Source organism: Umezakia ovalisporum Ak1311 (assembly GCF_029891685.1).
Taxonomy (GTDB): domain Bacteria; phylum Cyanobacteriota; class Cyanobacteriia; order Cyanobacteriales; family Nostocaceae; genus Umezakia; species Umezakia ovalisporum.
The window spans coordinates 1-26,958 of sequence record NZ_JANQDJ010000062.1; the positions used below are offsets into that span (position 1 = coordinate 1).

24 protein-coding genes, 1 tRNA gene and 1 pseudogene are annotated in these 26,958 nt (G+C 39.4%); 18 read left to right on the forward strand and 8 right to left on the reverse strand.

Annotated features, from left to right (window positions below; all coding sequences use genetic code 11):
• Positions 1-79 (forward strand): annotated as a pseudogene (locus NWP25_RS11340) (photosystem II protein D1); the annotation flags it as partial.
• A gap of 464 nt (positions 80-543) precedes the next feature.
• On the opposite strand, the gene NWP25_RS11345 reads toward NWP25_RS11340, so the two are convergent.
• On the reverse strand, positions 544-2,289 hold the full coding sequence (locus NWP25_RS11345) for an ABC transporter ATP-binding protein (RefSeq protein ID WP_280699431.1): 1,746 nt from the start codon (positions 2,287-2,289) through the stop codon (positions 544-546).
• 309 nt (positions 2,290-2,598) lie between these two features.
• A complete protein-coding gene (locus NWP25_RS11350) occupies positions 2,599-3,537 on the reverse strand; it encodes a phosphoribulokinase (protein ID WP_280699447.1) in 939 nt (312 codons plus the stop codon).
• 486 nt (positions 3,538-4,023) lie between these two features.
• On the opposite strand from NWP25_RS11350, the gene NWP25_RS11355 reads away from it, so the two are divergent.
• Complete coding sequence (locus tag NWP25_RS11355; RefSeq protein WP_280651197.1) at positions 4,024-5,619, forward strand: peptide ligase PGM1-related protein; 1,596 nt, start codon at positions 4,024-4,026, stop codon at positions 5,617-5,619.
• A gap of 280 nt (positions 5,620-5,899) precedes the next feature.
• Here NWP25_RS11355 and NWP25_RS11360 read toward each other — a convergent pair whose 3' ends face one another.
• Entirely contained in the window at positions 5,900-6,109 is a 210-nt protein-coding gene (locus NWP25_RS11360; protein ID WP_280651196.1) for a plasmid partition protein ParG, read from the reverse strand.
• Positions 6,110-6,567: 458 nt separating this feature from the next.
• Here NWP25_RS11360 and NWP25_RS11365 point away from each other — a divergent pair, with 458 nt between their 5' ends.
• From NWP25_RS11365 to devC, 7 genes are all read left to right on the forward strand, one after another.
• Positions 6,568-7,611: an aromatic ring-hydroxylating dioxygenase subunit alpha gene (locus NWP25_RS11365; RefSeq protein ID WP_280699433.1), complete on the forward strand. Its 1,044-nt coding sequence runs from the start codon at positions 6,568-6,570 to the stop codon at positions 7,609-7,611.
• Positions 7,612-7,714: 103 nt separating this feature from the next.
• On the forward strand, positions 7,715-8,776 hold the full coding sequence (locus tag NWP25_RS11370; RefSeq protein WP_280699434.1) for an aromatic ring-hydroxylating dioxygenase subunit alpha: 1,062 nt from the start codon (positions 7,715-7,717) through the stop codon (positions 8,774-8,776).
• A 105-nt stretch (positions 8,777-8,881) separates the two neighbouring features.
• Positions 8,882-9,886 carry an oxygen-dependent coproporphyrinogen oxidase gene (gene hemF / locus NWP25_RS11375; RefSeq protein WP_280651193.1) on the forward strand — a complete coding sequence of 335 codons (1,005 nt, stop codon included), beginning with the start codon at positions 8,882-8,884 and terminating at the stop codon, positions 9,884-9,886.
• 505 nt (positions 9,887-10,391) lie between these two features.
• Positions 10,392-11,030: a helix-turn-helix domain-containing protein gene (locus tag NWP25_RS11380; RefSeq protein ID WP_280651192.1), complete on the forward strand. Its 639-nt coding sequence runs from the start codon at positions 10,392-10,394 to the stop codon at positions 11,028-11,030.
• Positions 11,031-11,098: 68 nt separating this feature from the next.
• Positions 11,099-12,493: an FAD-binding protein gene (locus NWP25_RS11385; protein ID WP_280651191.1), complete on the forward strand. Its 1,395-nt coding sequence runs from the start codon at positions 11,099-11,101 to the stop codon at positions 12,491-12,493.
• A 100-nt stretch (positions 12,494-12,593) separates the two neighbouring features.
• Positions 12,594-13,805, forward strand: coding sequence for an ABC exporter membrane fusion protein (locus tag NWP25_RS11390; protein WP_280699436.1), 1,212 nt, complete (start codon positions 12,594-12,596; stop codon positions 13,803-13,805).
• Between the two features lie 33 nt (positions 13,806-13,838).
• Positions 13,839-14,996: an ABC transporter permease DevC gene (gene devC, locus NWP25_RS11395; protein WP_280699438.1), complete on the forward strand. Its 1,158-nt coding sequence runs from the start codon at positions 13,839-13,841 to the stop codon at positions 14,994-14,996.
• Between the two features lie 48 nt (positions 14,997-15,044).
• Here the strand turns inward: devC and NWP25_RS11400 are convergent, their stop codons facing one another.
• The gene (locus NWP25_RS11400; protein WP_280651188.1) at positions 15,045-16,355 is read right to left on the reverse strand and encodes an efflux RND transporter periplasmic adaptor subunit; all 1,311 of its coding nucleotides are present in this window, start codon (positions 16,353-16,355) and stop codon (positions 15,045-15,047) included.
• Positions 16,356-16,746: 391 nt separating this feature from the next.
• Positions 16,747-17,685: a serine hydrolase gene (locus NWP25_RS11405; protein ID WP_280651187.1), complete on the reverse strand. Its 939-nt coding sequence runs from the start codon at positions 17,683-17,685 to the stop codon at positions 16,747-16,749.
• 6 nt (positions 17,686-17,691) lie between these two features.
• On the opposite strand from NWP25_RS11405, the gene NWP25_RS11410 reads away from it, so the two are divergent.
• Genes NWP25_RS11410 through NWP25_RS11420 form a run of 3 tightly spaced genes read left to right on the forward strand, consistent with a single transcriptional unit; the run spans position 17,692 to position 20,704 of the window.
• Positions 17,692-18,396, forward strand: a complete 705-nt coding sequence (locus NWP25_RS11410) for a C40 family peptidase (RefSeq protein WP_280651186.1) — start codon at positions 17,692-17,694, stop codon at positions 18,394-18,396.
• A gap of 14 nt (positions 18,397-18,410) precedes the next feature.
• Entirely contained in the window at positions 18,411-19,424 is a 1,014-nt protein-coding gene (locus NWP25_RS11415; RefSeq protein ID WP_280651185.1) for a glycosyltransferase family 2 protein, read from the forward strand.
• 44 nt (positions 19,425-19,468) lie between these two features.
• Positions 19,469-20,704: an MFS transporter gene (locus NWP25_RS11420; protein WP_280699440.1), complete on the forward strand. Its 1,236-nt coding sequence runs from the start codon at positions 19,469-19,471 to the stop codon at positions 20,702-20,704.
• Between the two features lie 54 nt (positions 20,705-20,758).
• On the opposite strand, the gene NWP25_RS11425 is transcribed toward NWP25_RS11420, so the two are convergent.
• Positions 20,759-20,832: transfer RNA gene (locus tag NWP25_RS11425), tRNA-Arg, on the reverse strand.
• 37 nt (positions 20,833-20,869) lie between these two features.
• Here NWP25_RS11425 and moaC point away from each other — a divergent pair.
• The 4 genes from moaC to NWP25_RS11445 all read left to right on the forward strand — a co-directional run bounded on the left by moaC (position 20,870) and on the right by NWP25_RS11445 (position 22,487).
• Positions 20,870-21,376 (forward strand): cyclic pyranopterin monophosphate synthase MoaC, encoded by a 507-nt coding sequence (gene moaC / locus NWP25_RS11430; RefSeq protein WP_280651183.1) that lies wholly within the window; start codon positions 20,870-20,872, stop codon positions 21,374-21,376.
• Positions 21,377-21,499: 123 nt separating this feature from the next.
• A complete protein-coding gene (locus NWP25_RS11435) occupies positions 21,500-21,757 on the forward strand; it encodes a 2TM domain-containing protein (RefSeq protein ID WP_280651182.1) in 258 nt (85 codons plus the stop codon).
• A 119-nt stretch (positions 21,758-21,876) separates the two neighbouring features.
• Positions 21,877-22,185: a DUF3181 family protein gene (locus NWP25_RS11440; RefSeq protein WP_280656174.1), complete on the forward strand. Its 309-nt coding sequence runs from the start codon at positions 21,877-21,879 to the stop codon at positions 22,183-22,185.
• Between the two features lie 71 nt (positions 22,186-22,256).
• On the forward strand, positions 22,257-22,487 hold the full coding sequence (locus NWP25_RS11445; protein WP_280651180.1) for an acetyltransferase: 231 nt from the start codon (positions 22,257-22,259) through the stop codon (positions 22,485-22,487).
• A gap of 2 nt (positions 22,488-22,489) precedes the next feature.
• Here the strand turns inward: NWP25_RS11445 and NWP25_RS11450 are convergent, their stop codons facing one another.
• Positions 22,490-22,960 carry an ABA4-like family protein gene (locus tag NWP25_RS11450; protein WP_280699441.1) on the reverse strand — a complete coding sequence of 157 codons (471 nt, stop codon included), beginning with the start codon at positions 22,958-22,960 and terminating at the stop codon, positions 22,490-22,492.
• 13 nt (positions 22,961-22,973) lie between these two features.
• Positions 22,974-24,014 carry a cobalamin biosynthesis protein CobW gene (gene cobW, locus NWP25_RS11455; protein ID WP_280651178.1) on the reverse strand — a complete coding sequence of 347 codons (1,041 nt, stop codon included), beginning with the start codon at positions 24,012-24,014 and terminating at the stop codon, positions 22,974-22,976.
• 109 nt (positions 24,015-24,123) lie between these two features.
• Here cobW and NWP25_RS11460 point away from each other — a divergent pair, with 109 nt between their 5' ends.
• A complete protein-coding gene (locus NWP25_RS11460) occupies positions 24,124-26,463 on the forward strand; it encodes a hypothetical protein (protein ID WP_280699443.1) in 2,340 nt (779 codons plus the stop codon).
• Positions 26,456-26,958: hypothetical protein (locus NWP25_RS11465; protein WP_280699445.1), on the forward strand; the 503-nt coding region annotated here is incomplete at its 3' end. The genes NWP25_RS11460 and NWP25_RS11465, both read left to right, overlap by 8 nt.

Sequence of the window (26,958 nt, forward strand, 5' to 3'; positions counted from 1 at the left end):
CGCTCACAACTTCCCCTTAGACTTGGCTGCTGGTGAAGTTGCTCCTGTTGCTTTGACTGCTCCTGCAATCAACGGTTAATTTCAAGGCTTAATTTCTAAGCTCAGTTAAATAAGACTGAAACAAAAAGCGCCTCTCAGAAACGGGGGGCGTTTTTTGGTTTGGGTGGATATTGTGGATATTACTGTATTCCTAATATAGTTAAATCCAGAAGTGTTGAATCCTGCAATAAAAATTTACAATTTTTGCGTTTTACCTAGATAAAGTTCATTGTCTATTAAGAATAGAGTCATTAATTGCTCAAATTTTGTATCACCCACGCACAATTTGCACAGTCAACAGTCAACATTCCTGATAAAAAAATTTATACAAAGTTAAATGTCTTTAATTTAAAAAAGGTATAACCTTGTCATCTATCAAAAGGTAGATATTATAAATTTAACTATCAGCAAGACCTAGGCAAAACATAGTAAGATTAAGCCTATGGAAATCCTGCTACCCAACCACAAACAACCATAAAACCAGAATTTTTGGCAACATTATTTTCAACTCTCCAGAGGTAGATGACCTTGTTGCTGTCTCAGATAAAACCGTGCATAGCGCCCCTCAAGAGCTAACAGTTCTCTGTGGGTTCCTGATTCTATAACTTCTCCTCCTTCCAAAACCAAAATGCGATGGCATCTGCGGACAGTGCTTAAACGGTGAGCAATAATAAACACTGTCCTGTTGTGCATTAATCTTTCTAATGCTTCTTGCACCAATGCTTCTGACTCAGAATCTAAAGCTGATGTAGCTTCATCCAAAATCAAAATTTGCGGGTTGAGAAATATCGCACGAGCAATAGCTATTCTTTGGCGTTGTCCACCGGATAAATTAACTCCCCTCTCACCCACCCAAGTATAGTAACCCTCTGGTAACTGATTAATAAATTCGTGAGCATTAGCAACCTTAGCCGCCGCTGCAACTGCTTCCATATCAAAATAATTTTGTCCAAAAGCAATATTTTGAGCAATTGTCCCCGAAAACATCACCGTTTCTTGAGGAACAATACCAATTTGTCGCCGCAGACTATGAAGTTTCACATCACGAATATCTACACCATCAATCAAAACTTGACCGGCTTCTGGGTCATAAAAACGAGGAAGAAGATTGACAAATGTAGTTTTACCAGCACCGGAAGCACCAACCAGAGCGATAGCTTCTCCTGGTAATACCAATAAACTGATATTTTTTAATACAGATTCACCAGGTTTGTAGGCAAAAGACACATGACGATATTCTACTAGACCTTTAACTACAGGTAAGGCAATAGCATTGGGTTTTTCTACCACTATTGGTTGAATAGCCATCAATTCAAAAACCCGGTCCACCGAGGCCTCACCTTGTTTAAACTCATTGTAATTATTAGTAGTATGACCAATGGGATCAATTAACAACGCCGCCGCCGTCAAGTAACTAAAAAACTCTCCCACTGTTAAGTTATTTTGAGAAATTTGCCATGCCCCCACCATCAATAAAGATATAGCACTTACAGCTTCTAAAAACCCCACAATAGGGATTTGTACTGCTTTGAGCCGGTCAGCAGAATATTTTGCTTGGAAACTGCGTTCTGCTTCATTACCAAATCGAGCAATTTCATAATTTTCCGCCGCAAAAGCTTGTACTAAACGAATACCGCTAAATACCTCCGTCAGAATTGCCGATAAGCCAGAAACTCGATTTTGACTTTTCAAAGAATACTTACGCAACCTTTCGCCAAACCACCCAATTAAAATACCCATCAATGGCGCAACAATCACTGTAGCCAGTGTTAATTGCCAATTGAGGTAAATCATATAAATCGGTATGGCTAACAATTGCAAACTACAAGGAATAAAGTCGTGAAATACTTTATTCACCACCTCCCCAACACGGTCAATATCTTCTGTAAGCCGATAAGATAAATCACCTGCTTTTGCTGTTTCAAAATAGCTGAGATCAAGTTTTTGCAAATGAGAGTAAACCTCCTTGCGGAGATCAAAGGCCACCCTCAAAGCAACTTTCGCCATGTACATATCCTGGACAGACTGAAAAAAGCCACGCACCAGAAATACTAAAATCAAGATTCCAGCCAATTGAGCTATGGCCACCACGTTACCGGCGCCAAAGGGAGTTGCCAATTTACCCGCGAGATTAATTAACGTTAACGTTGCCACTACATAACCGATAATGCCAATAAATCCCTTAGTAATATTTTGCCAATGAGGACGTAAATAAGCTGATAATTGCCAGTAATTAGAACGAGTTTTCAAGCTGTAACTTCTTTTGGGTAGTTTCAGGATAATTATCTGTTTTTCTAGGCACAAAAAACTAATAAATAAATATTTGCCACAATTACTTCACATCAACAGAGTTAGTATTTACAGTTACAACTCTATTTATGACTGAGAAATATGACATTAATTTTAGTTTAGCCCTAGACCTTAGCCGAACTAACCTAGCCCCAGCACTGGTAAAATGTTTAACCAATGACTATGTTAGGCAAAATTCCAGATTAAGTGTAGGTAAGCGATACTTATAGTCAACCAGACTAACCCATTACACTACTCCCTACACTTTAGTTATTGATGTATTTGCGTTGCTTTCAGCATATGGTAAGTAATAATTAACTGAGTCAGCGCTAAAGGATAACTTTGCAAAGTTTCCCCAGTTGTCCCCGCAATTTTGCCCAATTCTGGATTACTTTCGCGATCGCACATATTTAACAAATAAGGCATATCCGAACATAAAATATGCTCCAACTTATTCACCTGTTCCAAAGTCGCATGACCATCAACTTCCAACACATCCACAGGTTTACCCATATCCCGGTCTAATCCCAGGCGAATCGCTGATTTAGAATTACCATCAGTTAAATTCAAAATTGAAGTAAAATCAGGATGGGGGATTGTGGGTCTCAACACCAAGCGCACATTTAAATGTCCGTTATTTTCCTCATATTCATCATTAGCTGGATAAAAACTCACCACTATATCCGACCATTGGCGCTGGGGACGAATAAAATTTTCCGAATCTGGTTCACGCTTTTCCAGTTCTGCCAATACCTGTTCAGGAGTGTAACCCCGTTTTTGAGTATCCCGTTTCACCTTCCACTGAGCCCGCACCCCCTCGGGAGGCGCAAGATAAACTTTCACATCGTAGGCATCACGAGCTGCACGGGTAAAATAACCAAGTAAGCCTTCAACTATCACAAACTTTTGAGGCTTAACATATTTTGGTGGTTCAAACGTCCCGGTTGCATGACTATAAACTGGTTTGAGAATCGGTTGTCCTGTGCGTAGCAACGATAGGTGCTGCTGCATGATATCTAAATGATTACAATCAGGATGAAGAGCAGTAATCCCAATTTCCCCACGTTGTTTACGATCATAACTGTGATAATCATCAGTACAGATCAGTGTCACATTCTCTGGTCCTAATATCTGAGCAATTCCCCTAGTCAGAGTTGTTTTACCCGCAGCACTATCACCGACAATACCCAAAATTATTGGACGGCCCATCATTCCCCTCCTGATACAAGCAAAAAGTGCAGTAACAAACTTTTCAAATGATAATGTTCTTCATTTTAAAAGGGAATTGACAAACTCATTCAAGCAAAATTGCTGACGCAACCTCTCTGTATACATAATTTATGATTTATATTGATTTATTTACAAAAAATTCAAAAAATTTATTTTCTATGTAAATAAATGCTAAATATCGTCAAATATTTGCAATATAGCCATCACATTGAACTCCCATCACCAACTTAGCCTAGCCATAATTACTCACTTAGTTAAGCAACACAAAACAGACAAATTTACTAACAATTGGGTGAATATAATTCCCTAGTACATCAACAAATTCTTTACTTACCACAGACTAATATTCCAGGACACTAACACTAATCCAAAGATGTGTTGCATATTAGCCCCATCTGACGAGGTTTGGTATATACCAGAGTAGTAAAGCAGTATTGGGAATTAAAACAGAGTAGAGATTATGTGATGCTGAATATTTCAGAATTAGACAAAATTGATAAATTTCGCCATCTTCAGTTAACCTTATGCCATCGCTGGCCAAGTGTTGAACTATTTGATAATAGTGAGGCAGATATATTAATCATTCCTTCCCTCAGCATCGACCAGCATGAACTTCATAAAATAGAAGGCCATGAACATTATGAAGAAAGATTATTATTTTCTTTAATGCGGTTGCGAAACCCACGCACTCGCTTAATTTACGTTACATCAATGCCCCTACATCCCAGTATTATTGATTATTATTTGCAACTATTACCCGGAATTCCTTTTTCCCATGCCCGTAATCGCTTACTGCTACTTTCTACCTACGACTCTTCTCTCAAACCCCTAACTACCAAGATTTTAGAACGTCCCCGACTGCTAGAGAGAATCCGCCAAGCATTGAGGCCAGAAAAATCATTCATGACCTGTTACAATTCTACATTTTTAGAAGCCGAATTGTCTCTCAGGTTGAAGGTACCATTGTATGCTGCTGCACCAGATTTACAAATTTGGGGGACAAAAAGTGGTAGTCGGCAAATCTTCGCAGAAAGCGCAGTTCCCCACCCAGATGGTAGCAAAAAAGTCTGGAATCAGCAAGATTTAGCAACAGTAGCCAGCAATTTATGGCGACGCCAACCAACATTACAAAGAATAGTCATCAAACTCAATGAAGGCATTTCAGGAGAAGGAAATGCACTGCTAGATTTGAGACCAATTCTGGATTTAGCACCAGGAAAAGTATCTCATAGCCAAACAGTAGCCGCCATTAGCCATGGCTTCTCCACCATGCGTTTTCAATCCACAAAAGAAAATTGGGGCAATTTTTCCCAAAGAATTCCCGAAATAGGAGCCATTGCTGAAGCCTTTATAGAAGGGGAAATTAAGCGCTCTCCAAGTGTCCAAGGACGCATTACACCCTCTGGTGGAGTAGAAATTCTCTCAACCCATGACCAAATTCTCGGTGGTCCAGACGGACAAATTTATCTTGGTTGTAGATTTCCTGCTGACTCCAGCTATCGATTGCAATTACAACAATGGGGTTTAGAAGTAGGTAAAAAACTCTCGGAAAAAGGTGCATTTGAACGATTTGGGGTAGATTTTGTCGCCATCGACAAAGGAAATAGAGAATGGGAAATTCAAGCAATTGAAATCAACCTACGTAAAGGTGGTACTACTCATCCCTTCATGACCCTGAAATTGTTAACAAACGGACACTACGACCTTTCCAACGGTTTATTTTACAGTCAGCAAGGGCGACCCAAATACTACATAGCCACCGACAACCTGCAAAAAGACCGTTATCGAGGATTGTTACCCAACGATTTAATGGATATTATCGCCCACCACCGACTGCACTTTGATAGCTGTACCGAAACAGGCACAGTTTTTCACCTCATGGGTTGTCTCTCCCAATTTGGCAAGTTAGGATTAACCAGCATTGGCGATTCCCCACAACAAGCCGAAGACATTTACAACAAAGTCATAAAAGTTCTAGACGAAGAAACCCCCAGCGAAAATCCACACTTACCTTTGTTCTCAGATTACACCTTCCCTATGGCCTGGGATGGATATAGCTAAGGACTGGGGCAAAATTCTTCCCATACCCAACACCACAGAACTCTGAGTTTAGTTTAATCAAAAAACCTGGGAGAAGTTTTTTACCACAATGGGTGAACCTCTCGTTAAATAAAGGTTCTAAGCATATTGGTCACCCAATTTTTTCCCAATAGATCACAAATTTATCCAGGTTGGCAAAATATCCTACAGATTTGCTTTCACCACCACCTAACCCAGTGGAAGTACATAGCCAAACCACAACCCAAATCAAAATTGTAGTTAATTTAATTCCCTTGTTAAATCATACTGACCTATTACTCTTTTTACCCGTGGGGGAGGGAGAGATTTTCTGCGAATTTGGCAGTTCCATGTCATTTTGAGCTAACCAGTCTTCAATGAGTTCGGCGGAAACATCAGACATATTCAGTCCTTTAAAAAAACAAACTGTTTTAAACCTGTCTTTCACTTCAGGGGACAGGTAAACCCGAATCGAAGCTTCTCCTTGTGCCACACTATACTCCAACTAATAAACTTATTTACTAGTTTATTGGTGTAATGGTTCATCGAGAAAAAATGTACATCAGTTGACTAATGCACTAATGCATTGGTATAGTATCACCTATACCCTAAGAAAGAGAAGAAACTCTATTGAACAGATGGCATAAAACAAAGTTAATAGAAGCTATAAAAACTCAACAGAAGCTAAATTATATCAAAAGCGCAAAAACAGCTAAATTAATATAAATTAAATTAATTTAGCCCACAAACAATACTTTCAACCACAGCTAACCAAATGATTGTCGTTCCACACAACACAAAAAATACTGACAAAAAAATTTTTCATCACTAAAGCCCTCACTACCAGTAGAAAAATCAGTTACCCTGGGCAAGATATTTACAAATTATCCTTTTTTCGCCCAAATTAAGGATAAAAAACCTCTAATCAATTAAAGATTTAGGAAATTAACAATGCTCAAAAACTTCTGGTACCCTTGCGAATTTAGTTCAGCCGTTACTAACAAGCCTAAACAAATTGTGATGTTAAACGAGAGATTTGTACTTTATCGCAACTCTCAAGGACAAGTAATTGCCTTAAAAGACCAGTGTTCCCATCGCGGTGCAGCCCTATCTATAGGCTGGCTAGAAGACAACTGTATCCGTTGTCCCTATCATGGATGGAAATTTCAAGCAGATGGAAAATGTGTGGAAATTCCTTCTAATGAAGTTGGTATATCCATCCCTAAAAGAGCCAACATAAATAGTTATCCAGTGCAAGAAAAATATGGTTTTATCTGGCTATTTTATGGAGATTTACCAGCAGAAAAACATCCACCAATTCCTGCTTTTCCAGAATATCAAGACCCCAAAATGCATCCGATTTATGTACAATACGAGATGCAAACTAACTACACCCGTGTCATAGAAAATGCTCTTGACCCAGCCCATCTTTATGCAGTTCACGCTAATTCATTTGGCGCAGGATTTGCAGAAGACCCCCAAGTAGAGAACTATGTAGTTCAAAATGAAGATTGGGGCATAAGTACCAAAATTGTCTACAGAAATTACACTCAACCAAAAAATGGTATTTTTAAAGCTTTTTTTCGACCCAAAAAAACACAATTAAATGCCAAAATTGCCTTTTACTTACCCAACATAACTAAATTTGAAAGCGACTTTGGTCGGGGAAAAATCATCAACTATGCCATTCACATCCCCGTAAATGAAAACAAAACCATTAGTAAACGAATTCAACTCCGTAACTTCTTCACATATTCTTGGGCAGATAAATTATTTGTCAACTTTCATCATCAGGTTGGTTTAGAAGATCAAATAGTAACCGAATCCCAATATCCCAAGTTAATACCTGATAATTTATCAGATGAAGTTCATGTTGCTGCTGATGCTTTAACCCTAGCTTATCGCCAGATGCGCCAAAAATATTTAGCTATGGGATGGGGTTTAAAATATCATCAAAATCAAGCACAACCTAACCACACCTCACAAATGAACTAAATTTACTTTTCAGCTTTGAAGCAAATAACTACCACAAACATCCACCGCAAAACATTATAAAAAATAGTATTACAACTTTAATAAAACAACATGGGAGATAAATATGTTAAAAAACTTTATGTTAAAAAACTTTTGGTATGCTTGTGAATTTAGCGCAGAAATTACCAATAAGCCCAAGCAAGTTTTAATCTTCAACCAGAGATTTGTTCTTTATCGCAACTTTCAGGGACAAATAATAGCTTTAAATGATCAGTGTCCCCATCGTGGTGCTGCTTTTTCTCTAGGTTGGATTGAAAAAGATTGTCTCCGTTGTCCCTATCATGGATGGAAATTTCAAGCAGATGGACAATGTATTGAAATTCCTTCCAATGCACCTGGTACACCAATACCCAAAAAAGCTCGTGTAGACAACTACCCAATTCAAGAAAAATATGGTTTCGTTTGGCTGTTTTATGGTGACTTACCAGAAGCACAACGTCCTCCCTTACCTACTTTCCCCGAAGATATGGTTTCCACTATGCGTCCTGTGTATGACCATAGTATAGATAATGCTAACTATGCTCGTCTAATGGAAGCTAATCTTGATTTTACCCATGTAATTGCAGTTCACAAAAAATCTTTTGGTCAGAGAATACCCATTAACAAAACTATTAAATATCAAGTAGAAAAATATGATTGGGGTGCCGTTGCCAAAGTTAACTATGAATCTTTAGGTAACGCCAAAAATTTCCTAAACTTTTTACTCGGTGGACGACCAGAATTAAAAACGAAATTAACCTTATATTTACCTAATGTTACCCTCGCCGAAATTAGTGTAGGTAGGGGTAGCAGATTTGATATTAAGTTTGGCATTTTAGTTGCTCATCTCCCTATTGATGAAAATAAAACTCGTGTCAAACGCGTTTTATATCGCAATGTTTTACCCCTACCCTGGCTAGATGGATTTTTTAGAAACATTGACCACAAACTAGCCCAAGAAGACACCGTAGTGGTTTCCACCTTAACCTCTCAATCAATACCGAAAATATCAGACGAACTTCATGTAGCTGCTGATGCTTTAGATATTACTTTTCGCCAATTTCTCCAAAAACATCAGGCTGGATTTCCTTTATCCCAGCACAATCAACAGCAACATTCCATTGACCCATCGAAACTCATGTTTTAGATCACAAAAATTCCTTTTGGCTGCAACTTGACAATTTTGTAGCACTCATGATTTTTAGCAAAAAAACACACATACACGCACTTCATCAATAGTGGGAAGATAAGTATGAACGATATCCTCCAACAATCAGTAGCACAACAACTAACAATGCGTGGAGTAATTGACAAGTTTTTCAAACAGACGTTTGATAATACTTGCAAAGCCCTAGAAGCGTTAGATGGTAAGCAGTTTTCTGAAAAGTCCTGGAATCGTGATCAAAATGGACACTGGACTGTTGGTGAAACTACTAAAGAGGCAGTATATATTGACCGTATTCTGCACAACGGTAATGTCTTAGAAAAAGTAGGAGTTAACTATGTAGCCATAGAAGGTGAGTTACCTCCGGGAATGTCCTTTCACAAATCAGGCGCTCTGGCTACGGATGTAGCCGACCGAATCACAACCAGCAAAGCTAACCGCTATTTCGCCACAGGTTCTAGCTTTGTCATCCATCCCCATAACCCAATGGCCCCCACTGCTCATACTAACTATCGCTATTTCGAGATTTGTCATAATCATCAACCTGTTTATTGGTGGCTCGGCGGCGGCGCTGATTTAACACCAGCATATCTTTTCGAGGAGGATGCAATTCATTTTCATCAAGTCCATAAACAAGTTTGTGATCAGTACAATTCTTCTTATTACCCCCAGTTTAAAAAGTTGTGTGACGAATATTTCCACATACCACATCGTGGAGAACATCGAGGTATAGGTGGAATCTTCTTCGACCATTTAAACAATGACAATCCTCAAAAATTGCTGTCATTTGTAACTAATTGTGCCAATGCTTTTATCCCTGCTTATATGCCCATTGTGGAAAAACGTAAAGATATGTACTTTACACAAGCAAATAAGTATTGGCAACATCTCATGCGTGGGCGTTATGTCGAGTTTATTTTGTCATGCGATCGCGGTATTCGTTTTGGTTTAGCTAGCGGTATGGTCAAGGAAGAAAGTGTGTTTAACTGTATGCCTCCTGCTGCAAGCTGGGAATACGATGATCAACCCATACCTGGTAGCCAAGAAGCAATATTAAAAGAAGTACTCAAAAATCCCCGTGACTGGCTATAAATTCTTTTCATTGCCAATGATAAACACTGTAACTAACGCAGCCCTACCGTGAAAACACTCAAATCAATTAACATCAGGCAATCAATAGCCAAAAGTTCATTCAAAAATCACCTTCAATTCCACACACAGCCACTACATATCATCATGACAAACTTCACTTTCAACAAAAACAAAGAACAGACATATATTACCAGCGAGCTAGAAATAGACATTGCCTTATCCTGTCTGAATGCTTGTAAATATGTACTAATTTGGATAATTTGCCTTTGTTTCTATTCTAGCATATAAAAGCATATTTACCATATCTTGTCGTGAGGTTGAAAGCCCCACCAAAACCAGAAACATAGTTGCCTATTCCTGCCTTAGACAAATAATGAAAACCCAGAGATCAGCCTAAAGCCTACCGTCTACTTTTTTACTATTAACTTATCAATCCCATTAGAATACCCTCGCCTTTATACATGGTAAATATCAATAGCTTTACTCAATACATAACCACACAAAAATGACCATAGAAAAAGAACTAGTTACAGGTAATCTCCGCATGGAAGATATCGTCAACCTTGATGAGTCTAAAGCCATGAATTTATTCAGAAAAAGATTACAAAAATACAAAAATTTGGCAGCAGAAAAAGGAGATACAGCCGCGTTTGAAGAAATGATGGAAAAATATCCTGAACAACAAAAAGCCTTGATGGGGACTTTCATTGAGCACAACACCCTAGCCAAAGGTTTCACCCAAGCCGCCCCCTTACTGCGACTAATGGGCTTTGTCATGGATGTAGTAGATATTTCTCAAAATGGTACAGATGCAGCATTAGAAATTCAAAGAGTTTGCCCAGTTTTATCCATTGCCAAAGAATACGGTTTTGATCATCCCTGTCGCATCTTTTGTGAAATGGAACAAGAAGCTACCAAAAGAGCCTTCCCCGGAATCAAAGCAGAAATTTTGAGCAAACAAGCAGAAGGTGACTGTGTTTGTATATTCAAATATGAAAGAACCACCAACAATCTGCCAATTACTCAGGCAAACAAACAAAGTAGTTTTACTCAGGTAATGTCTCGTACTCTATCCCTCATAGGATTAATTCCTACCATGTGCAAAATTGCTGTAAAAATGCTGAAAATGCGCTTCTTTAACTAAACTTTATTATCTCTCTGTGCTTTTTTTGTTCAAATTAAAATCAAAAGCTAGAATAAAAATATCAACTTATGAACAGTATTCTCCAAGATTTAAAAAACATCATCACCGGAGAAATTAGCAACCAATCATCGGATTTAGCAGAAGTTTCCCAAGATTTTGGTAACATCATTCAAAAAAAACCACAAATTGTTATTCGTCCCCAAAACTCCCGTGATATTGCCGCAGCAATTAAATATGCTGCCAAACAAGGTTTAACAATTTCCTCGCGAGCTGCGGGACGTTCCTTAAGTGGGCAATCTTTGAATGAAGGTGGAATCCTCCTAGATATGAGGAATCTTCATCAAATTCATAAATTACAACCCAAAGAACTTTGGTTTGAAGCTGATGCTGGTGTTACTTGGAAGCAAGTAATTGATACTGCCATACCTCATGGTGTAATTCCCCCTGTACTCACCAATAATTTTGATGTAACTGTGGGAGGAACTCTTTCTACCGCTGGTTTAGGTTTAAGTTCTTTTCGTTATGGTTCTCAAGCTGAAAATTGTTTAGGTTTAGAAGTTGTTACAGGTACTGGAGATATTGTCTGGTGTACACCCGCAGAAAATAGCGAACTTTTCCATCATGTTCTTTGTGGTTATGGTCAGTTTGGTATCATCACCAAAGTTAAAAATCGTCTCAGACAATATCGCCCTTACACTCGCAGTTATTTTCTTTGCTATGACAATTTAAATCAACTTTTAGATGATGCGCGTAGTTTAGTTACAGAAACTCCGATAGATGGTTTAGTATCTTTGTTTTCACCTTGCTTACAAGGAATGAGTAGGGCAAAAAACCCAATGAAACCCTTAATTCACTGGTTTTACAGGATGCAAATAACTGTAGAAGTTGATGATGTCAATCAAATTAATGATGCTGAATTCCTAGGTGATTTAAATTTTTATCGTCATATCCACACGGAAGACTTGACTTTTGCACAATTCATTCAACCACTAGGTCAAGTTCCTTATCCTGTAAATACTGCTAACACCTGGATAGATGTACTTTTACCAGCATCTCAAGCAAAGGAATTTATTGATATTGCTTTGGAACGTATACCTAGTTTCTTGGATTTTCGCACTTTACCCATAGGTTCCTTTTGCCTCAATTCTCGCCATCATAAATTGCCAATGTTTCCCTTACCTGATCATGATTTGATTATCGGCTTGGGAATGTATCCCACTATTCCTAAAACTCAGGTAGAACCTGTGTTACAGCAGTTAAATTTACTGACTGATTTAAGTTTGCAAATGGGTGGTAAAAGATATATGGCCACTTGGGCGCAGTTTGACTTACCAAGATGGCGATGGCAATTTGGTGATTATTGGCCAAAAGTCAATCACATAAAAAGAAAGTATGACCCGCTGGGTATTCTCAATCCTGGTTTTTTTCAGTATGAACAGCTTGTAGAAACAGGAGCAAACTAGAAAGATTTGTCCCCCACAACCCACTTCGTCGGTGAGGAGTCCTCACCATCAGCAAAAACCAGATTTCACGAATTATGACTGCTAGACAAGGAACGATAAAATGTTGCGAAATTCTGAGCAAATAAAGAATTATTCTTTATTTCCAGCCAATTTGCGTTGGTTAGCTGCACTGGGTATTACCTCACTGATGACCATAGCAGTGGGAGTCATCTATCTCACTCGTCCAACAACAACTTCCACTTCTGTTGTAACCACACAAGTTAGTCAACCAGTGATTCCTAAAGTTAATGCATTGGGAAGATTAGAACCAACAGGTAAAGTGATTAGGATATCTGCTCCCAGTGATGGGACTGGCGGTAGTCGTGTCGCCCAACTGTTAGTTAAAGAAGGTGAACAAGTTCGCGCCAAAGAAGTAATTGCTATTTTGGATAATCGCTATCGCTTACAAGCTAATCTCAAGGAAGCACAGCAACAAGTCCGAGTAGCGAAATCACGGTTAGCTCAAGTACAAGCCGGCGCACCACCAAGTGAAATATCAGCTAAAAAAGCCACTATCACAAATCTCCAAGCACAATTAGAGGGTGAAATTCAAACCCAACAAGCTACCATCGCTCGCCTAAAAGCTAAATTACAAAATGCGGAGATAGAATTTCGCCGCTATCAAAATCTTTACCAACAAGGTGCTATCGCCGCTTCTAACCTAGATACTCGCAGATTAACCTTAAAAACTGCCCAAGAAGAATTAAATGCCGCCCAAGCCAGTTTAGCAAAAACTCAACGCACCCTCACTGCCCAAATTCAAGAAGCCAAAGCTACTTTAGAGCAAACAGCCGAAGTACGTCCCACAGATGTAGCCACAGCACAGGCAGAAGTAGATAGCGCCATGGCCACCGTGGAAAAAATGCAAGTAGAGCTTAATTTAGCATATATTCGTGCACCACAAGCAGGTCAAATTCTACGAATTATAGCTCGTCCCGGTGAAACCATCGACCAACAAGGAATTGTGGAACTTGGACAAACTGATCAAATGTATGCGATCGCAGAAATCTATGAAAGTGACATTGGCAAAATTCGCCTTAGTCAAACTGCCATCATTACCAGTCCCAGCAATGCTTTTGAGGGTGAATTAACGGGAATAGTAGATCACATTGGCTTCAAAGTAGCCAAAAAAGATGTATTAGACAGTGACCCCACAGCAGCTACAGATGCCAGAGTCATTGAAGCTAAAATTCGTTTAAATAGAGCATCTAGTCAGAAAGTAGCTCATTTCACTAATCTTCAGGTAAATGTTGCAATAGACATTAGTCCATAATTACTAATGATTTGCTTTTCTTTCCACCTCCCCATGTTTCAACCTAAAATACCTTTGGCTTGGCGGCAACTAATGAAGCAAAAAGGGCGATTTATTATTGCTATTTGCGGAATTACTTTTGCTGACTTTTTAATGTTAATGCAATTAGGTTTTCAGTCAGCTTTATATGATAGTAATACCAGATTTCATCAGCTTTTACAAGGAGATTTAGTATTAGTTAGTCCCCAAGCACAAAACTTGGGACTTCTCAGTACTTTTCCTCGTCGTCGTTTATTTCAGGCTGCCAACTTATCAGAAGTTGAGTCAATTAATCCTGTCTATGCCCGCTTAGGTGTTTGGAAAAGTCCCCAAACCAAGTTAGATGAATCAATTTTAGTCATCGGCTTTAATCCAGAACAACCTGCCTTCAATTTGCCAGCAGTTAATCAAAAATTGGATCAGATTAAATATCCCAACACGCTGTTATTTGACCGTAACTCTAGCGGCAAATATCAACAAATCATCGCTCAAATATCCCATGGTAAACCTGTAACCACAGAACTCCAAGGGCGTAAAGTGCAAATTAGCGGTTTGTACGAAGTTGGTGCTTCTTTTGTAGCCAATGGTAGTGTTATCACCAGTGACCAGAACTACTTAAGGATATTTTCAACACAACAACCAGGTCAAGTTAACTTAGGCTTAATTAAGCTTAAACCTGGTAGTGATCCTAATCTAGTGGCCAAAGCATTGCAATCTTACTTAACTAAAGATGTACAAGTTTTCACCCGTCAAGAATTTATTGATTTTGAAAAGCAATATTGGCAAGAAAATGGTGCCATTGGTTTTATTTTTTCCTTGGGTGTCGCCATCGGCTTTTTAGTCGGTGTAATTATTGTATATCAAATTATTTACAGTGGTGTTATGGATCACTTACCTGAATATGCCACCCTCAAAGCAATGGGTTATAGCAACACCTACTTACTATTGGTTGTATTTCAAGAAGCATTAATATTAGCTATATGCGGGTTTATACCTGGTGCTTCTGTTTCTTTTCTGATGTATATTTTCACTGGCAACGTCACCAAGTTACCACTATTTATGACACCTGACCGGATAATTTTCATATTAATATTAACTATCATAATGTGTCTAATTTCCGGCGCCATCGCCATGGGAAAATTAAACTCAGCAGACCCAGCAGATATCTTTTAATATACCCCCCCACTTCTCAAAAAAGTAGAGGGATCTGCTTAGAGCTAATTACGATTCAGGCACTATTGCCACACCGTCCTTGAGATTTAAAAGTCCTGATGTCACAATTTTCTCATCTGGCTGTAATCCTGCCAAAACTTGGTAATAATCATCTTTAATATTGCCTAACTTTAACCGCCTTTGCCGAGCTATCAATTGAGATACCCCTTGTGAAGACTCTTGAGCTTTGATCACATAAACAAAAGTTTCCCCACCTTGATGAGACACTGCTTTTGTAGGAATTAACACCCCAGAACGCTGATTCCAAATCACCCTCGCCCGGACTAATTGATCAGGTCGTAACTCACCTGCGGAATTATTAAAAATAGCCTTAATGAGGATTTCTGGCTCCTCACTCTTAGGATCAGAAGTAATTAAGGATATTTTACTAGTACTGAGAACTTCACCTTGTGGATTTAAAACCTCTACAGGCATTCCCTTACGTAATTGGGTGCTTTGTTCCGATGGAACAGAAATGTTTACTTCTAAAGGTTTATTCTGAGAAACAGTAACCAAGGGAGTAGAAGTATTGACTAAATCACCTACTTTGACTGCAATTTCCCCAATTGTGCCCCTAAAAGGTGCTGTAATTTGATAATTCCGACGCTGAAATTTTCGGTTTTTAATATTTTCCTCAGCTTGTTGCAAAACTTTTTCAGCCTCTAATATTATGCTTTTCTCCCCTTCAATCTGAGAATTAATTGCACTTAAATTAGCCTTAGCCCTAGCCAATCTACTAGCATAGTAATCCCTAGAACTTCGGGATACAGCTCCTTGAGCCGCCAGTTCAGCATACCTTTCATAGTCCTGTTGCTGCAATTGCAAATCAGCAATGTGAGATTGGCGTGTTGCTTCTAGGGATTTAAGTTTAGCACGAGCATTTTCCTGTTGTATCAAAGCAGCCTGATGAGTAGCATTAATTTCATCAATTGTTGGTGCTATAGAATCCACTTGAATAATTGCTCTTCCTGCTACAACTGGATCTCCCGATTTAACAAATACTTGGGTAACTTCTCCCGGAATTTTTGACCGCATCTTTATAGAACGCTGAGACTCCAAGCTAGCAACAAAGTCTGAACTTTCGTCAACTGTACCAACTTTTACTGGTGATACCTTAACTCTCACCCCTGGAGTCTTACTATTAGTAACTGTCCCTTCATATCTAGGAATAAACATCCGCCACACAATAGCCGTTCCACCACCAATAATCAGTATAAAAGCCAACATTAATTTTAGCCACCGCCGTTGTTTAAAAGATGACTGATAAGAAGTTTGTGAAAGATTTTTTTCAAAATTAGTTTGCGGATCAGGGGATGTCATAGGAAAATTAAAAACTAATTAACTAACACTAAATCACGATTTTGTATTTAGCTATCAACATCATTAACTTAGCTGAAAAGTTGGTGAACCATGATGTGTTGACATTTAAATATACTGCTTAACTAATTAAGCTTAAATCTATCCCAAGGTAAATGATAAAAACTCGTTAAAAGTGAATAACAGAAACTTTTTTCTTCAGCGCTGCCATACTTTCCCACACCAAATCTAAATACAATATGCTGAAAATAATTCATAATTCGTAGTTAAAAACACATTGAGTAATAAATCCCAACAGTGTAAATATTATCTGGATTTCTGTTTTTGTCATTGAACAATCAAGAAAACTGTATTATTAATTACGAATTACAAATTACAAATTACAAATTACAAATCATAGACTACTCATGGCTTTCGCAAATAGCCGAGAAACAAAAGGTAAAATATCCCGGTTTTTAGCATTAGCTTTACCTTCAGTAAATACCACTAAAATGTAAGGACGCTGTTCTGGTAACTCAATATATGCTGCATCATGACGAACTTGACTTGTCCAACCAGCCTTTGACCAAATTTGAGCATCTTGAGCCACACCACCACCCAGAAACCCTGTTACCTGGTCTTCTTCAACATCAGTAGGCAAATCATCCAAATTGAGACTACGTTTGAGCAAATCCATCATAGCTTGCGATCGCCGACTAGAAACTGCCACCCCACCCACAATACTATGAAGTAACTTAGCCGTAGCATTGGTCGTTAGCATATTGCGATTATCTAGCATTGCCCCATAGAATGCCCGTTCCCTACCATAGGGTCCATCACCCCAAGTTTTTTGACAAACGTTAATTGTCTCCATTTCTTCCCAGCCTAAAGACTGGTAGTAGCGGTTAACAATATTACGCTGATATTTCCAAGTTTCAAAAGGCCCAACAGGCAACTCTGGTCCTGAAGTAGTGCCACTCAGAATATCCACAATTAAGCTAGTAGCATCATTACTAGAGTCAACCATCATATCTCTTAAAGCCCGTTCCAATTCCTCAGCAGGTTGGGTCATGCCTTTTTCCAGCCATTCGTTGACTGCTACCAAATAAAATAATTTGACTACACTCCCAGGATAAATTCGTTCAACACCGCGATAAGCAAAACCACGAACTGTATGATTCCAAAAAGCGTCAGGAGTCAAAGCACCGCCAGTATTCACAGGTACTGGGGGATCATAAACAATCCAAGTTAGAGCGACTTGGTTACGAGCTAACCTAGGAAATGTTGCCCAAGTTGCCTCTAAAATGCCATTACCAAGATTTTCGAGTTGTTCGTCTTTTCTAAAGAAAATCATCGTAGAATGCTCTCTAATCCAGAATCCCAAATCCTAAATTTGACATCGGCAGAATACCACTGTTGCGCCGACTTGAATTTATATGATTCCCCCCAATGCACGCGCCTGACAACTCAAGCAGCTGCTGGGCGACATTTACGGGTAACATCAAATCATCAAGAGTCAGCAGTTGAGGTGTGTTTGTGTGAGGATGACTATCCAGGGTGGGTATCCTTTGCCGATTTGGGTATATTACAACCTGCTACTGTACTTTATCAGGCTAAATCATTTTCCGAGCTTGACATTACAAAACTACTACCAAGTGTTATTGCTTTTACCCAAAAAGCCATGCAACAGTCCAATTATTATCTGTGGGGTGGTACAGTCAGTCCAAATTACGACTGTTCAGGCTTAATGCAGGCTGCTTTTGTTTCCGTGGGTATTTGGTTACCCAGAGATGCTTATCAACAAGAAGCTTTCACTCAAAAAATTCACATTTCTGACTTACAACCTGGGAATTTAGTGTTTTTTGGCACTACCGCCAAAGCCACTCATGTGGGTTTATATTTAGGTGATGGTTATTACATTCACAGTTCCGGAAAAAATCAGGGACGCAATGGAATTGGCATTGATATTCTCTCAAAACAGGGAGATATGGTAAGTCAGTCATATTATCAGCAGCTGCGAGGTGCTGGTAGGGTAATCCAAAATTATAAACCACAGAAACGTTGAAGACGCTGAAGAACATGAGGAGTGGGTTAATTTCCCAAAGTTTAAATCAACAAAATGAAATGAGTTCGGTCATTGTCCCCGATGTTTCGGTGGTGATACCAGTACGGGACGAACTAGAAAGTCTGCCACTTTTGCTGGAAGCCATCGCTTCTAGTCTCACCGCCGATAATTTTAGCTATGAAATTATCTGTGTGGACGATGGTTCCACAGATGGTTCAGATCAATTCCTCAAGGAACAAGCACAAATCCGTACTGATTTAAAAGCGGTACTTCTACGGCGGAATTACGGTCAAAGTGCAGCAATGGCCGCTGGGTTTAATTATGCCATCGGGAAAGTGATTGTCACCTTAGATGCTGACCTGCAAAATGACCCGGCTGATATCCCCCTATTATTGGCTAAGTTAGAAGAAGGCTATGATTTGGTGAGTGGTTGGCGACATAAACGCCAAGATGCTCTCGTTTCACGGTTAATACCTTCTAAAATTGCCAATTGGCTCATTGGCAAGGTAACAGAAGTTAAGCTACATGATTACGGTTGTTCCCTTAAAGCTTATCGGTCAGAACTTGTAGCAGATATGAATCTATACGGGGAACTGCACCGATTTTTACCCGCCTTAGCTTACATTGAAGGAGCGCGCATTACCGAAATCCCAGTACGTCACCATGCTCGGCGTTTTGGTCGCAGTAAGTATGGAATTTGGCGGACGTTTCGCGTCATGATGGATTTGTTAACTATTTACTTTATGAAAAAGTTTCTCACCCGCCCCATGCACGTTTTTGGGCTGTTGGGTCTCATTTCCATAGTGACAGGAACATTAATCGGGATTTACTTAACTTTTATTAAATTGGCTTTAGGTCAATCAATTGGCAGTCGCCCCCTACTGATTTTGGCCGTTCTCCTGGTAGTCACTGGAGTACAGCTGTTTTGCTTTGGTCTGTTAGCTGAATTATTGATGCGTACTTACCATGAATCTCAAGGTCGTCCCATCTATCGAGTCCGAGAAGTAGTAGCCAAAAATGTTAAGTAAAGTAACAATATGAGAAACACCCTGCAAAAAAACTGAAATCTACCTTGAAAGTTCTTCACACATTAGAACCTGAACTAAGACGTAACCTGCTGATTTTATTTACAGCAGGTTTATTGTTCTGGTCTAGCCTTGCCTCTTTATTGCCCACCTTACCTCTATATATCGAAGACATTGGCGCCAACAGTCAACAGATTGGCATTATTATGGGCAGTTTTGCCATCGGTATGTTAATGTTTCGCCCTTGGTGTAGCGATCTAGCAGATCGCCGGGGTCGTAAGATAGTCTTGCTAATTGGTATGTCAACAGTTGCCATCGCACCTCTGGGTTATCTGTTAGCAAGGTCAATTATCCCATTAATGGTCTTACGCGCCTTTCACGGCATCAGTCTCGCCGCTTTCGGTACTGCCTACATCGCATTGGTGGGAGATTTAGCCCCTAGCAAAAATCGGGGTGAAATTATTGGCTACATGAGTTTAGTCAACCCCATTGGTGCAGCCATTGGGCCAGCATTGGGGGGATATTTACAAGCAGTAGTGGGCTACACCCCATTATTTTTAGTATCTGCGGCTTTAGGCTTTGCTGGAATGTTGTGTATTGTACCCATCGTCAATCCATCTATTAACGAAAAACTAGACAACAACGCCGATGACAATCTATTTTGGCGACTATTGTTGACTCCCCGTGTGCGTATACCAGCAATAGTCATGTTGTTGATTGGTATGGTTTTAGGCACTTTGCACACCTTTGTACCACTATTTATCAAATCAACCAATATAGACTTGAATCCAGGACTATTTTACACAGTAGCCGCCGTTGCTAGTTTTAATGTCAGGTTATTCATTGGTCGTGCCTCTGATCGCTATGGTAGAGGTTTGTTTATCACCCTCAGCTTGATTGCCTTCACCTTATCCATGATAGGTATATGGCAAGCTAACAGCGCCCCTGTTTTCTTATTATCAGCACTAGTCGAAGGTGCTGCTTCTGGGACAGCAATTCCCATGATGGCAGTAATGATGACAGACCGCGCCCGTCCTCATGAACGAGGAAGGATTTTTGGCGTATCTTTGGTGGGGTTGGACATTGGCATTGGCATCGCCGGGCCTGCCCTCGGTGCTATTGCCGAACAAGTAGGCTACCGCCATATGTTTGGTTATGCTGCCGGGTTAACTCTCCTGGCCACCATGATATTTCTCACCCAATCCAGCCATAACCTCACTAATTCTCTGCGCTTTGCTTTGGGGCGTGCTCAAGATAGTTATTCCTCAGACAATGGCAACTAAACACCAAAAAAGGCAAAATAGAATCACTCTACTCTGCCTTTTTCTTTCATCAGACGGGCGAGGAGGGATTCGAACCCCCGACACCGTGGTCCGTAGCCACGTGCTCTAGTCCACTGAGCTACACACCCTCACTAGATTCCAATCGTAGCACGTACTATTAAAAAAATGCAAGACAATTTTTTAGTTAATTCTGCCCCCTTAACCCACCTTGATTCTCAAGGCCAAACACAGATGGTGGATGTCTCCGGTAAAGTCCCTACCATCAGGGAAGCCCTAGCTATGGCTAAGGTGCGAATGTTACCAGAAACCTTTGCCGCAATTCAAGCTGGCAATACCCCAAAAGGCGATGTCTTGGCAACCGCCAGGTTAGCAGGAATTATGGCAGCTAAACAAACCGCCACATTGATTCCCCTGTGTCATCCTTTACCACTACAAAAAACTACAGTAGAAGTCACACCCGACCCCCAACTTCCCGGTTATCAAATTCATGCCACAGTCAAAACTAAAGCCGAAACCGGTGTAGAAATGGAAGCCCTAACCGCTGTTTCTGTAGCGGCTTTGACTTTGTACGATATGGCCAAGGCTTTAGAAAAATCTATTCAAATTGAGTCCATTCAACTGCTAAGTAAAACTGGCGGCAAATCAGGTAACTATACATCTCCCACAACATAACTTCACAATTCTCAATACTCACTTTTTCTGTCTTCTCACCAGAAAACCCCAAAAACCTTAGAATGAGTAAATACATGGCAAACAGCTGTGTTTCTACTCTGTTGAAGTTTGTAATAAATATTTATGCCTCCTCGTTGGCCCCGCAAACCCGACCGCAAAGACCCAGCATTCCGCAAGCTAGATGACCGGATGAATTTTGCTGTGCACGTAGCACTTACTACAGCTGTTAATTCTGGTTTATGGTTTGTCCACAACTTAAAGGCAGCCTCTTGGCAGTGGCTACCCTGGTTAACAGCAGGTTGGATATTAGTATTGTTACTGCATCTGATTTATATTAGTGCCATCGCTAACTATGGCGAAACTCCACCCAAATCCACCTGAAGAAGGACTGTTAAGCTAGGGCAATTGTGACCTGGGTCAGTAGACTTAGCTTGATAATTACGCGATAATGTTAAAGAAGCTGATACTTAACGCTCTTTAGTTAATACAAGGTGATTTTTATGGCTACTACTAACACCGCAGAATTACTAGAAACCCTAGCTGCTGAAATTGGCGAAGCCGTTTATATGGACATTGCCAAGTGGCATCTTTATTTATCAGATGCCAAACTAAACACTGTAGTTGCTGAACATATGTATCCCTTAATTAGTTCCAAAACTGTCAATGAAGACCGAGTTATGGCAGTTTTGGAATCTATACCGGTCAAAATTGGCGGCGGGAGAAAAGAATTGCCTTTAATTGATCTACTACCACTACAATGTCAAGTCAACTTAGTAGATATTTTAGAGAGATATCAAAGCGAGTTTTAATTTCCCTCTCCTGAATATTCATCAAGTGAACATACACAACTCATTATTGCAAATGTAATGAGGTTACTTGTATGTTTTTACAACTCAAAGATTCCAACCAAATTATTAAAGTCCTTGATTTTCTAGAATTAATTGACCCCAATAGTAATATTATTCACGGCCAAGACCAATTAGGTCAAGAAGAACAAGAACCTGATACCTACAAAAAACAAAGTCTTGTATTCCCCTCTGGTGAAAATCTACCACGCTGTTGGGTTGATCCCAATTATCGACATCCTGAACTTTGCACATCCCCTCACTAACACTAATTGCCAGCAGAAACCACCGGTTCTTCCACATCCTTAGTCTGTGAATTGGGGAAAAATGCCCTAGTGATCCAGGAGGTGACTATATGAGACAATAAACCTAGAGGTCCAGCAAACAAACATAAAGCCAGAGAATGAATTGTCCAGATACCTGTTTTCTGACCCTCTAAATATATCCAACGACCCACAAATAAATCCATCACCAGGAAATGAATCCAACCGGTTGCAGCAGCTGTTTCATCAGTAAAAAATCGCGCAATATCTGCTAACTGGGGATTAGATAAAGCCGCAGCATTTTCTGGGTTAATACTATTGACAAACAGATACAAATATGCAGCAGCTAAAACTACAAAAGGTAGATATGATGCCATTACCCACCGTGTAAATTTCCAGTTAGGTAAGAAAATCATTAACGCCCAAAAGGGTAAAACGAAAATATTGGCAATGTCAAATAGTTGAGAGATATTCATAAATTTGCGGTGATTATAAAGCTACTAATTGAGATGCTATTTCCGCAGGTTTCAAATCACGACCAATGAAAACTAAACTAGTTTGTTTAGGCTCTTGGACTTTCCATGGGCGATCGTAGAATCTGTCAAACCGCGTTCCCACACCTTGCATTACTAAGCGCATGGACTTATTTGGTACAGCCACAAAGCCTTTAATCCGATAGATTTCCTGTTGATGTGCTAGTTGTTGCAGTTGCTGTTGTAGCTTTTCCGGGTCAAAGCTCCGGTCTAATACTAAGTGAGTCGAGGTAATTTCTTCGTCGTGTTCGTGGTCTTCCTCGTTGTCGTGGTGACTGGGACGACTATCTAAATTATCTTCAACTGCGGCTTGAAATCCCAGTAAAATAGAAGCATCCACTGTACCGCCATTGCTTTCCACAATCTTCACCACCCTGGGTAACTCTTGCTTAATTAGTTCCTCAACTTCCAGCTTTGTCTCCAGATCCACTAAATCAGTTTTATTCAACACCACCAAATCTGCACAGGCCAATTGGTCTTCAAACAGTTCTTGTAAGGGTGTTTCATGTTCTAGGCTATCATCTCCTTGGCGTTGAGCAGCTATGGCCTCCGGGTCTCTAGCAAATGTGCCCGATGCTACCGCCGCACAGTCTACCACGGTAATCACTGCATCCACTGTAGCAGCGGCGCGAATTTCTTGCCAACGAAAGGCTTTAACTAAAGGTTTTGGTAAAGCTAAACCAGAAGTTTCAATCACAATACAGTCAATGCTATCTCGCCGCTTAATTAACTGCTGCATCGTGGGATAAAACTCTTCTTGCACAGTACAGCATAAGCAGCCGTTAGTTAACTCGAAGATATTACTCCCCTCTTCCCCATCTTCAGGGCAAATCTCACAGGATTTTAACAACTCACCATCAATACCCAGTTCCCCAAACTCATTGACTAACACCGCAATACGGCGACCTTGGTTGTTTTGTAGTAGGTGGCGAATTAAGCTAGTCTTACCACTGCCTAAAAAACCTGTAATCACTGTTACTGGTATTTTACCGGACATTATATACTACCTTGACTTTCTGCGCGACAAACAAAAATTATATACTCATGATAAGCTGGAACTTAGACTAAATTTTTACATAGTTGATATAATACTTTCCGAGTATTTCATGTGTAATTATACTATCAAAATTACCAGGGCTGTTTTTCGGCATATCCTAAAGTTACATAATTACTTTGACGATATAGCAAGAGTCTTAACAGACCTGAGTCAGGGAAACCTGGGAGATACAAGAGGCTTAGAAGGATACCAAAATTTATGGCGCACTAGAAGAGGTGATATTAGAGTTGTTTGGACTCAAAATAATTATGAAATTTTAGTAATTGCGGCGGGGTTAAGACGTGATATTTATAATAGAATTCCCGTGAATGTAAATCCAGAAGGTGCTATCACACTAGCGGAGTTACTGGGAATTGAAGAAACACGTCTAGAGCATCTTCCCACTTACCAATTTAATCATAACCGAGTTACTTCTTGGTATGAGTTTGTTTATGGTGGTTACTTGTATTCGCCTCTTCTTACCCGTGAGCAACAAGCAATTTCTAAGCAATTAATAACCGCTGCACCACCAAATCATACTTCAATTAATAGCTTTTTATTACAGAGCGCACCAGGTACAGGTAAAACAGTATGTGCTGCTTTAATAGCTTGTGAATTATTTGATAACCAAGGTTGGAATGTTGCCTTAATTGTTCCCGAAGCTTTACTTTCTGATCTTAAAAATTTTACTGAGATAAAATCAACTTTACAGGAGCCAGAGTTCAATTCACAAGACCAAAGGCCGCATTTTTTCCTAGGTACTTTTAAACAGTGGTTGCAGCAAGGGGAACCAAACATATATGCTCAGATTGCTACGGATAAAGAAGAGTTAAGTGCTTTACAACAAGAACTCCGAAGAGTTGATAATCGGGATTTACTGTTGTTTAGGGCATTTGTGCTCAACGAAGATAATTTAGGCAACCTAAACAATAATAGAACTTATATAGAAAATAGAGCGCTAATCCAACAACTAAGAGGAGTTAATATAAACAACTGGAAAAAAACACTAGGAGATAAAAAAACTTGGCTAGAGGGGTTAAGAGAAATTACAGAAACTATACCTCCACCAGAAGGAATTAAAACGCTGTTTATATTTGATGAAGCTCAAGATTATTTAATGGCTGAAATTGAAGCTATCAAAAAAATGTTGTTAAGATGGCATCAACATAACCATTCTCATGTCCTCTGGCTCTTAGGAGATATGAATCAAAGGATTCAACCTACTGGTTTTGATTGGGGACAATTACAACTGAACATAACACATTCTCTGACATACAATTATCGCAATACCCAGCGTATTTTAGAATTTGCCAATATTTTTCACTCTTTTGCAAGACAAGCTAACTCACAAAACCAAGGAAGATGGTTACCTCATCCTAGTAATCCTAACAACTGTTTTGAAGAGGGTGAACAGGTAAGGATTTTAGAATGCAAGTCACCAGAAGAATTGTCAAAAGTTCTCTCTCGACTCAATGACAGGGTATTAAATCGAGATGATCGCTATCTTCTGCAAAGAATTTCTAGCCGTGTCAAGTTAATTTATCAAAATATTGCTCATATTCCTCCAAAAGTTCAGAAGTTATCGGGAATAGATTACCTGAATGTTACCCAAGCTAAAGGGAGGGAGTTTGACGGTTGTGTGGCTTTTTCCGTATTCCAGGGACAAGGAAAACTATCAATGGAAGAAGCAAGCAATTTATATACAATTTTTACTAGACCTCGTTATAGATTACTAATCATTGCCACTACTGATCAAATTCAGCGCATTGGTAGAAACTATTTTAATCAATGTCAGTTTTTCAATTTTTCTAATGCTGATCAACCATTAGCATGGATTACAGAGTTTGGTAATGGAGAACAGATATCCCAAGATTTCGAGACAATACGTAACCTCGTTGATGAAGGTTTACGCAGTAAGCCTTTGAAAATTTACTGGGATACCTATGCAGCTTTGAGAGCAGCCAGAGTTGACAATCAAACAGTATTAGAAATTGAGCAGACAGCTATAGAAACTTTAAGAGCATCTAAAAACGATGAAATTATTCTGCAAGAATTAACAGAATTAAAATTACTAGAAAACAATAGTTTTTGGAGTCCCATTGACATCGTTCCCCTCAAATGCCTATTATTCAGGGCTTTAGGTAGATACTGGGATGCAGTAGAAGAAATATCCCAATTACAAGACAAAGAACTGGAAGAATATCGCTCTTTAGTCATACTGAATATTGCAGATAAACTTGAGCAACAAGGACTGATATATGAAGGGGCTAGAGTGAGAATGAGGACTGGTAAAGATATTCCTCAAGATTATCCATTCCGAGATATAATTGCCCATCAACATGGTTCCATTGTATCTGTCCTGTGTCAGGCTGCTATCAACCAAATTTCTCAAAGAGGAACCAATGACTAACCATCAAAACCCCACAGATTTAGAAGTTGCTAAAGACCTTGAAAACCTCACCAAGGTAATTGATAATTCTCTACACAGAGTAAACAAAACTATTGAACAAGCCCAACAACTTCAACAACTCACCGAGGTAATTAATAATTCCGTAGAGAGAGCAAACAGAACTATTGAACAAGCCCAAAAAGTTGATGAACAAATTCGCAATAGCTATGACCAACTTATAGAATCTCAAAGCAACGCCAGAGAAATTGAAGCTCAACTATCCCAGAAATTACAAGCTGGACAAATTATTGAAACAAATATTCAACAACTTGAAGCTCAACTATCCCAGAAATTACAAGCTGTAGAAAGTTTTAGCAATTTTTTCGATGAATTAACAAAAGCACAAAGAGAACTGGAGGAAATTAATGTTACCAGTCTTGTGGAACAAGCAAGATTAATTTTGCAGGATGTAAATAATGTCAGAGCAGAATCCCAGAATATTTTACTAACAACACA

Bases quoted from the DNA above. Each gene is read 5' to 3' on its own strand.
- NWP25_RS11350 (WP_280699447.1), bottom strand. From the start codon at position 3,537: ATGGGCCGTCCAATAATTTTGGGTATTGTCGGTGATAGTGCTGCGGGT.
- NWP25_RS11355 (WP_280651197.1), top strand. From the start codon at position 4,024: ATGCTGAATATTTCAGAATTAGACAAAATTGATAAATTTCGCCATCTT.
- NWP25_RS11365 (WP_280699433.1), top strand. From the start codon at position 6,568: ATGCTCAAAAACTTCTGGTACCCTTGCGAATTTAGTTCAGCCGTTACT.
- NWP25_RS11370 (WP_280699434.1), top strand. From the start codon at position 7,715: ATGTTAAAAAACTTTATGTTAAAAAACTTTTGGTATGCTTGTGAATTT.
- hemF (WP_280651193.1), top strand. From the start codon at position 8,882: ATGAACGATATCCTCCAACAATCAGTAGCACAACAACTAACAATGCGT.
- NWP25_RS11380 (WP_280651192.1), top strand. From the start codon at position 10,392: ATGACCATAGAAAAAGAACTAGTTACAGGTAATCTCCGCATGGAAGAT.
- NWP25_RS11385 (WP_280651191.1), top strand. From the start codon at position 11,099: ATGAACAGTATTCTCCAAGATTTAAAAAACATCATCACCGGAGAAATT.
- NWP25_RS11390 (WP_280699436.1), top strand. From the start codon at position 12,594: ATGTTGCGAAATTCTGAGCAAATAAAGAATTATTCTTTATTTCCAGCC.
- devC (WP_280699438.1), top strand. From the start codon at position 13,839: ATGTTTCAACCTAAAATACCTTTGGCTTGGCGGCAACTAATGAAGCAA.
- NWP25_RS11400 (WP_280651188.1), bottom strand. From the start codon at position 16,355: ATGACATCCCCTGATCCGCAAACTAATTTTGAAAAAAATCTTTCACAA.
- NWP25_RS11405 (WP_280651187.1), bottom strand. From the start codon at position 17,685: ATGATTTTCTTTAGAAAAGACGAACAACTCGAAAATCTTGGTAATGGC.
- NWP25_RS11410 (WP_280651186.1), top strand. From the start codon at position 17,692: ATGCTCTCTAATCCAGAATCCCAAATCCTAAATTTGACATCGGCAGAA.
- NWP25_RS11415 (WP_280651185.1), top strand. From the start codon at position 18,411: ATGAGGAGTGGGTTAATTTCCCAAAGTTTAAATCAACAAAATGAAATG.
- moaC (WP_280651183.1), top strand. From the start codon at position 20,870: ATGCAAGACAATTTTTTAGTTAATTCTGCCCCCTTAACCCACCTTGAT.
- NWP25_RS11435 (WP_280651182.1), top strand. From the start codon at position 21,500: ATGCCTCCTCGTTGGCCCCGCAAACCCGACCGCAAAGACCCAGCATTC.
- NWP25_RS11440 (WP_280656174.1), top strand. From the start codon at position 21,877: ATGGCTACTACTAACACCGCAGAATTACTAGAAACCCTAGCTGCTGAA.
- NWP25_RS11445 (WP_280651180.1), top strand. From the start codon at position 22,257: ATGTTTTTACAACTCAAAGATTCCAACCAAATTATTAAAGTCCTTGAT.
- NWP25_RS11450 (WP_280699441.1), bottom strand. From the start codon at position 22,960: ATGAATATCTCTCAACTATTTGACATTGCCAATATTTTCGTTTTACCC.
- cobW (WP_280651178.1), bottom strand. From the start codon at position 24,014: ATGTCCGGTAAAATACCAGTAACAGTGATTACAGGTTTTTTAGGCAGT.
- NWP25_RS11460 (WP_280699443.1), top strand. From the start codon at position 24,124: ATGTGTAATTATACTATCAAAATTACCAGGGCTGTTTTTCGGCATATC.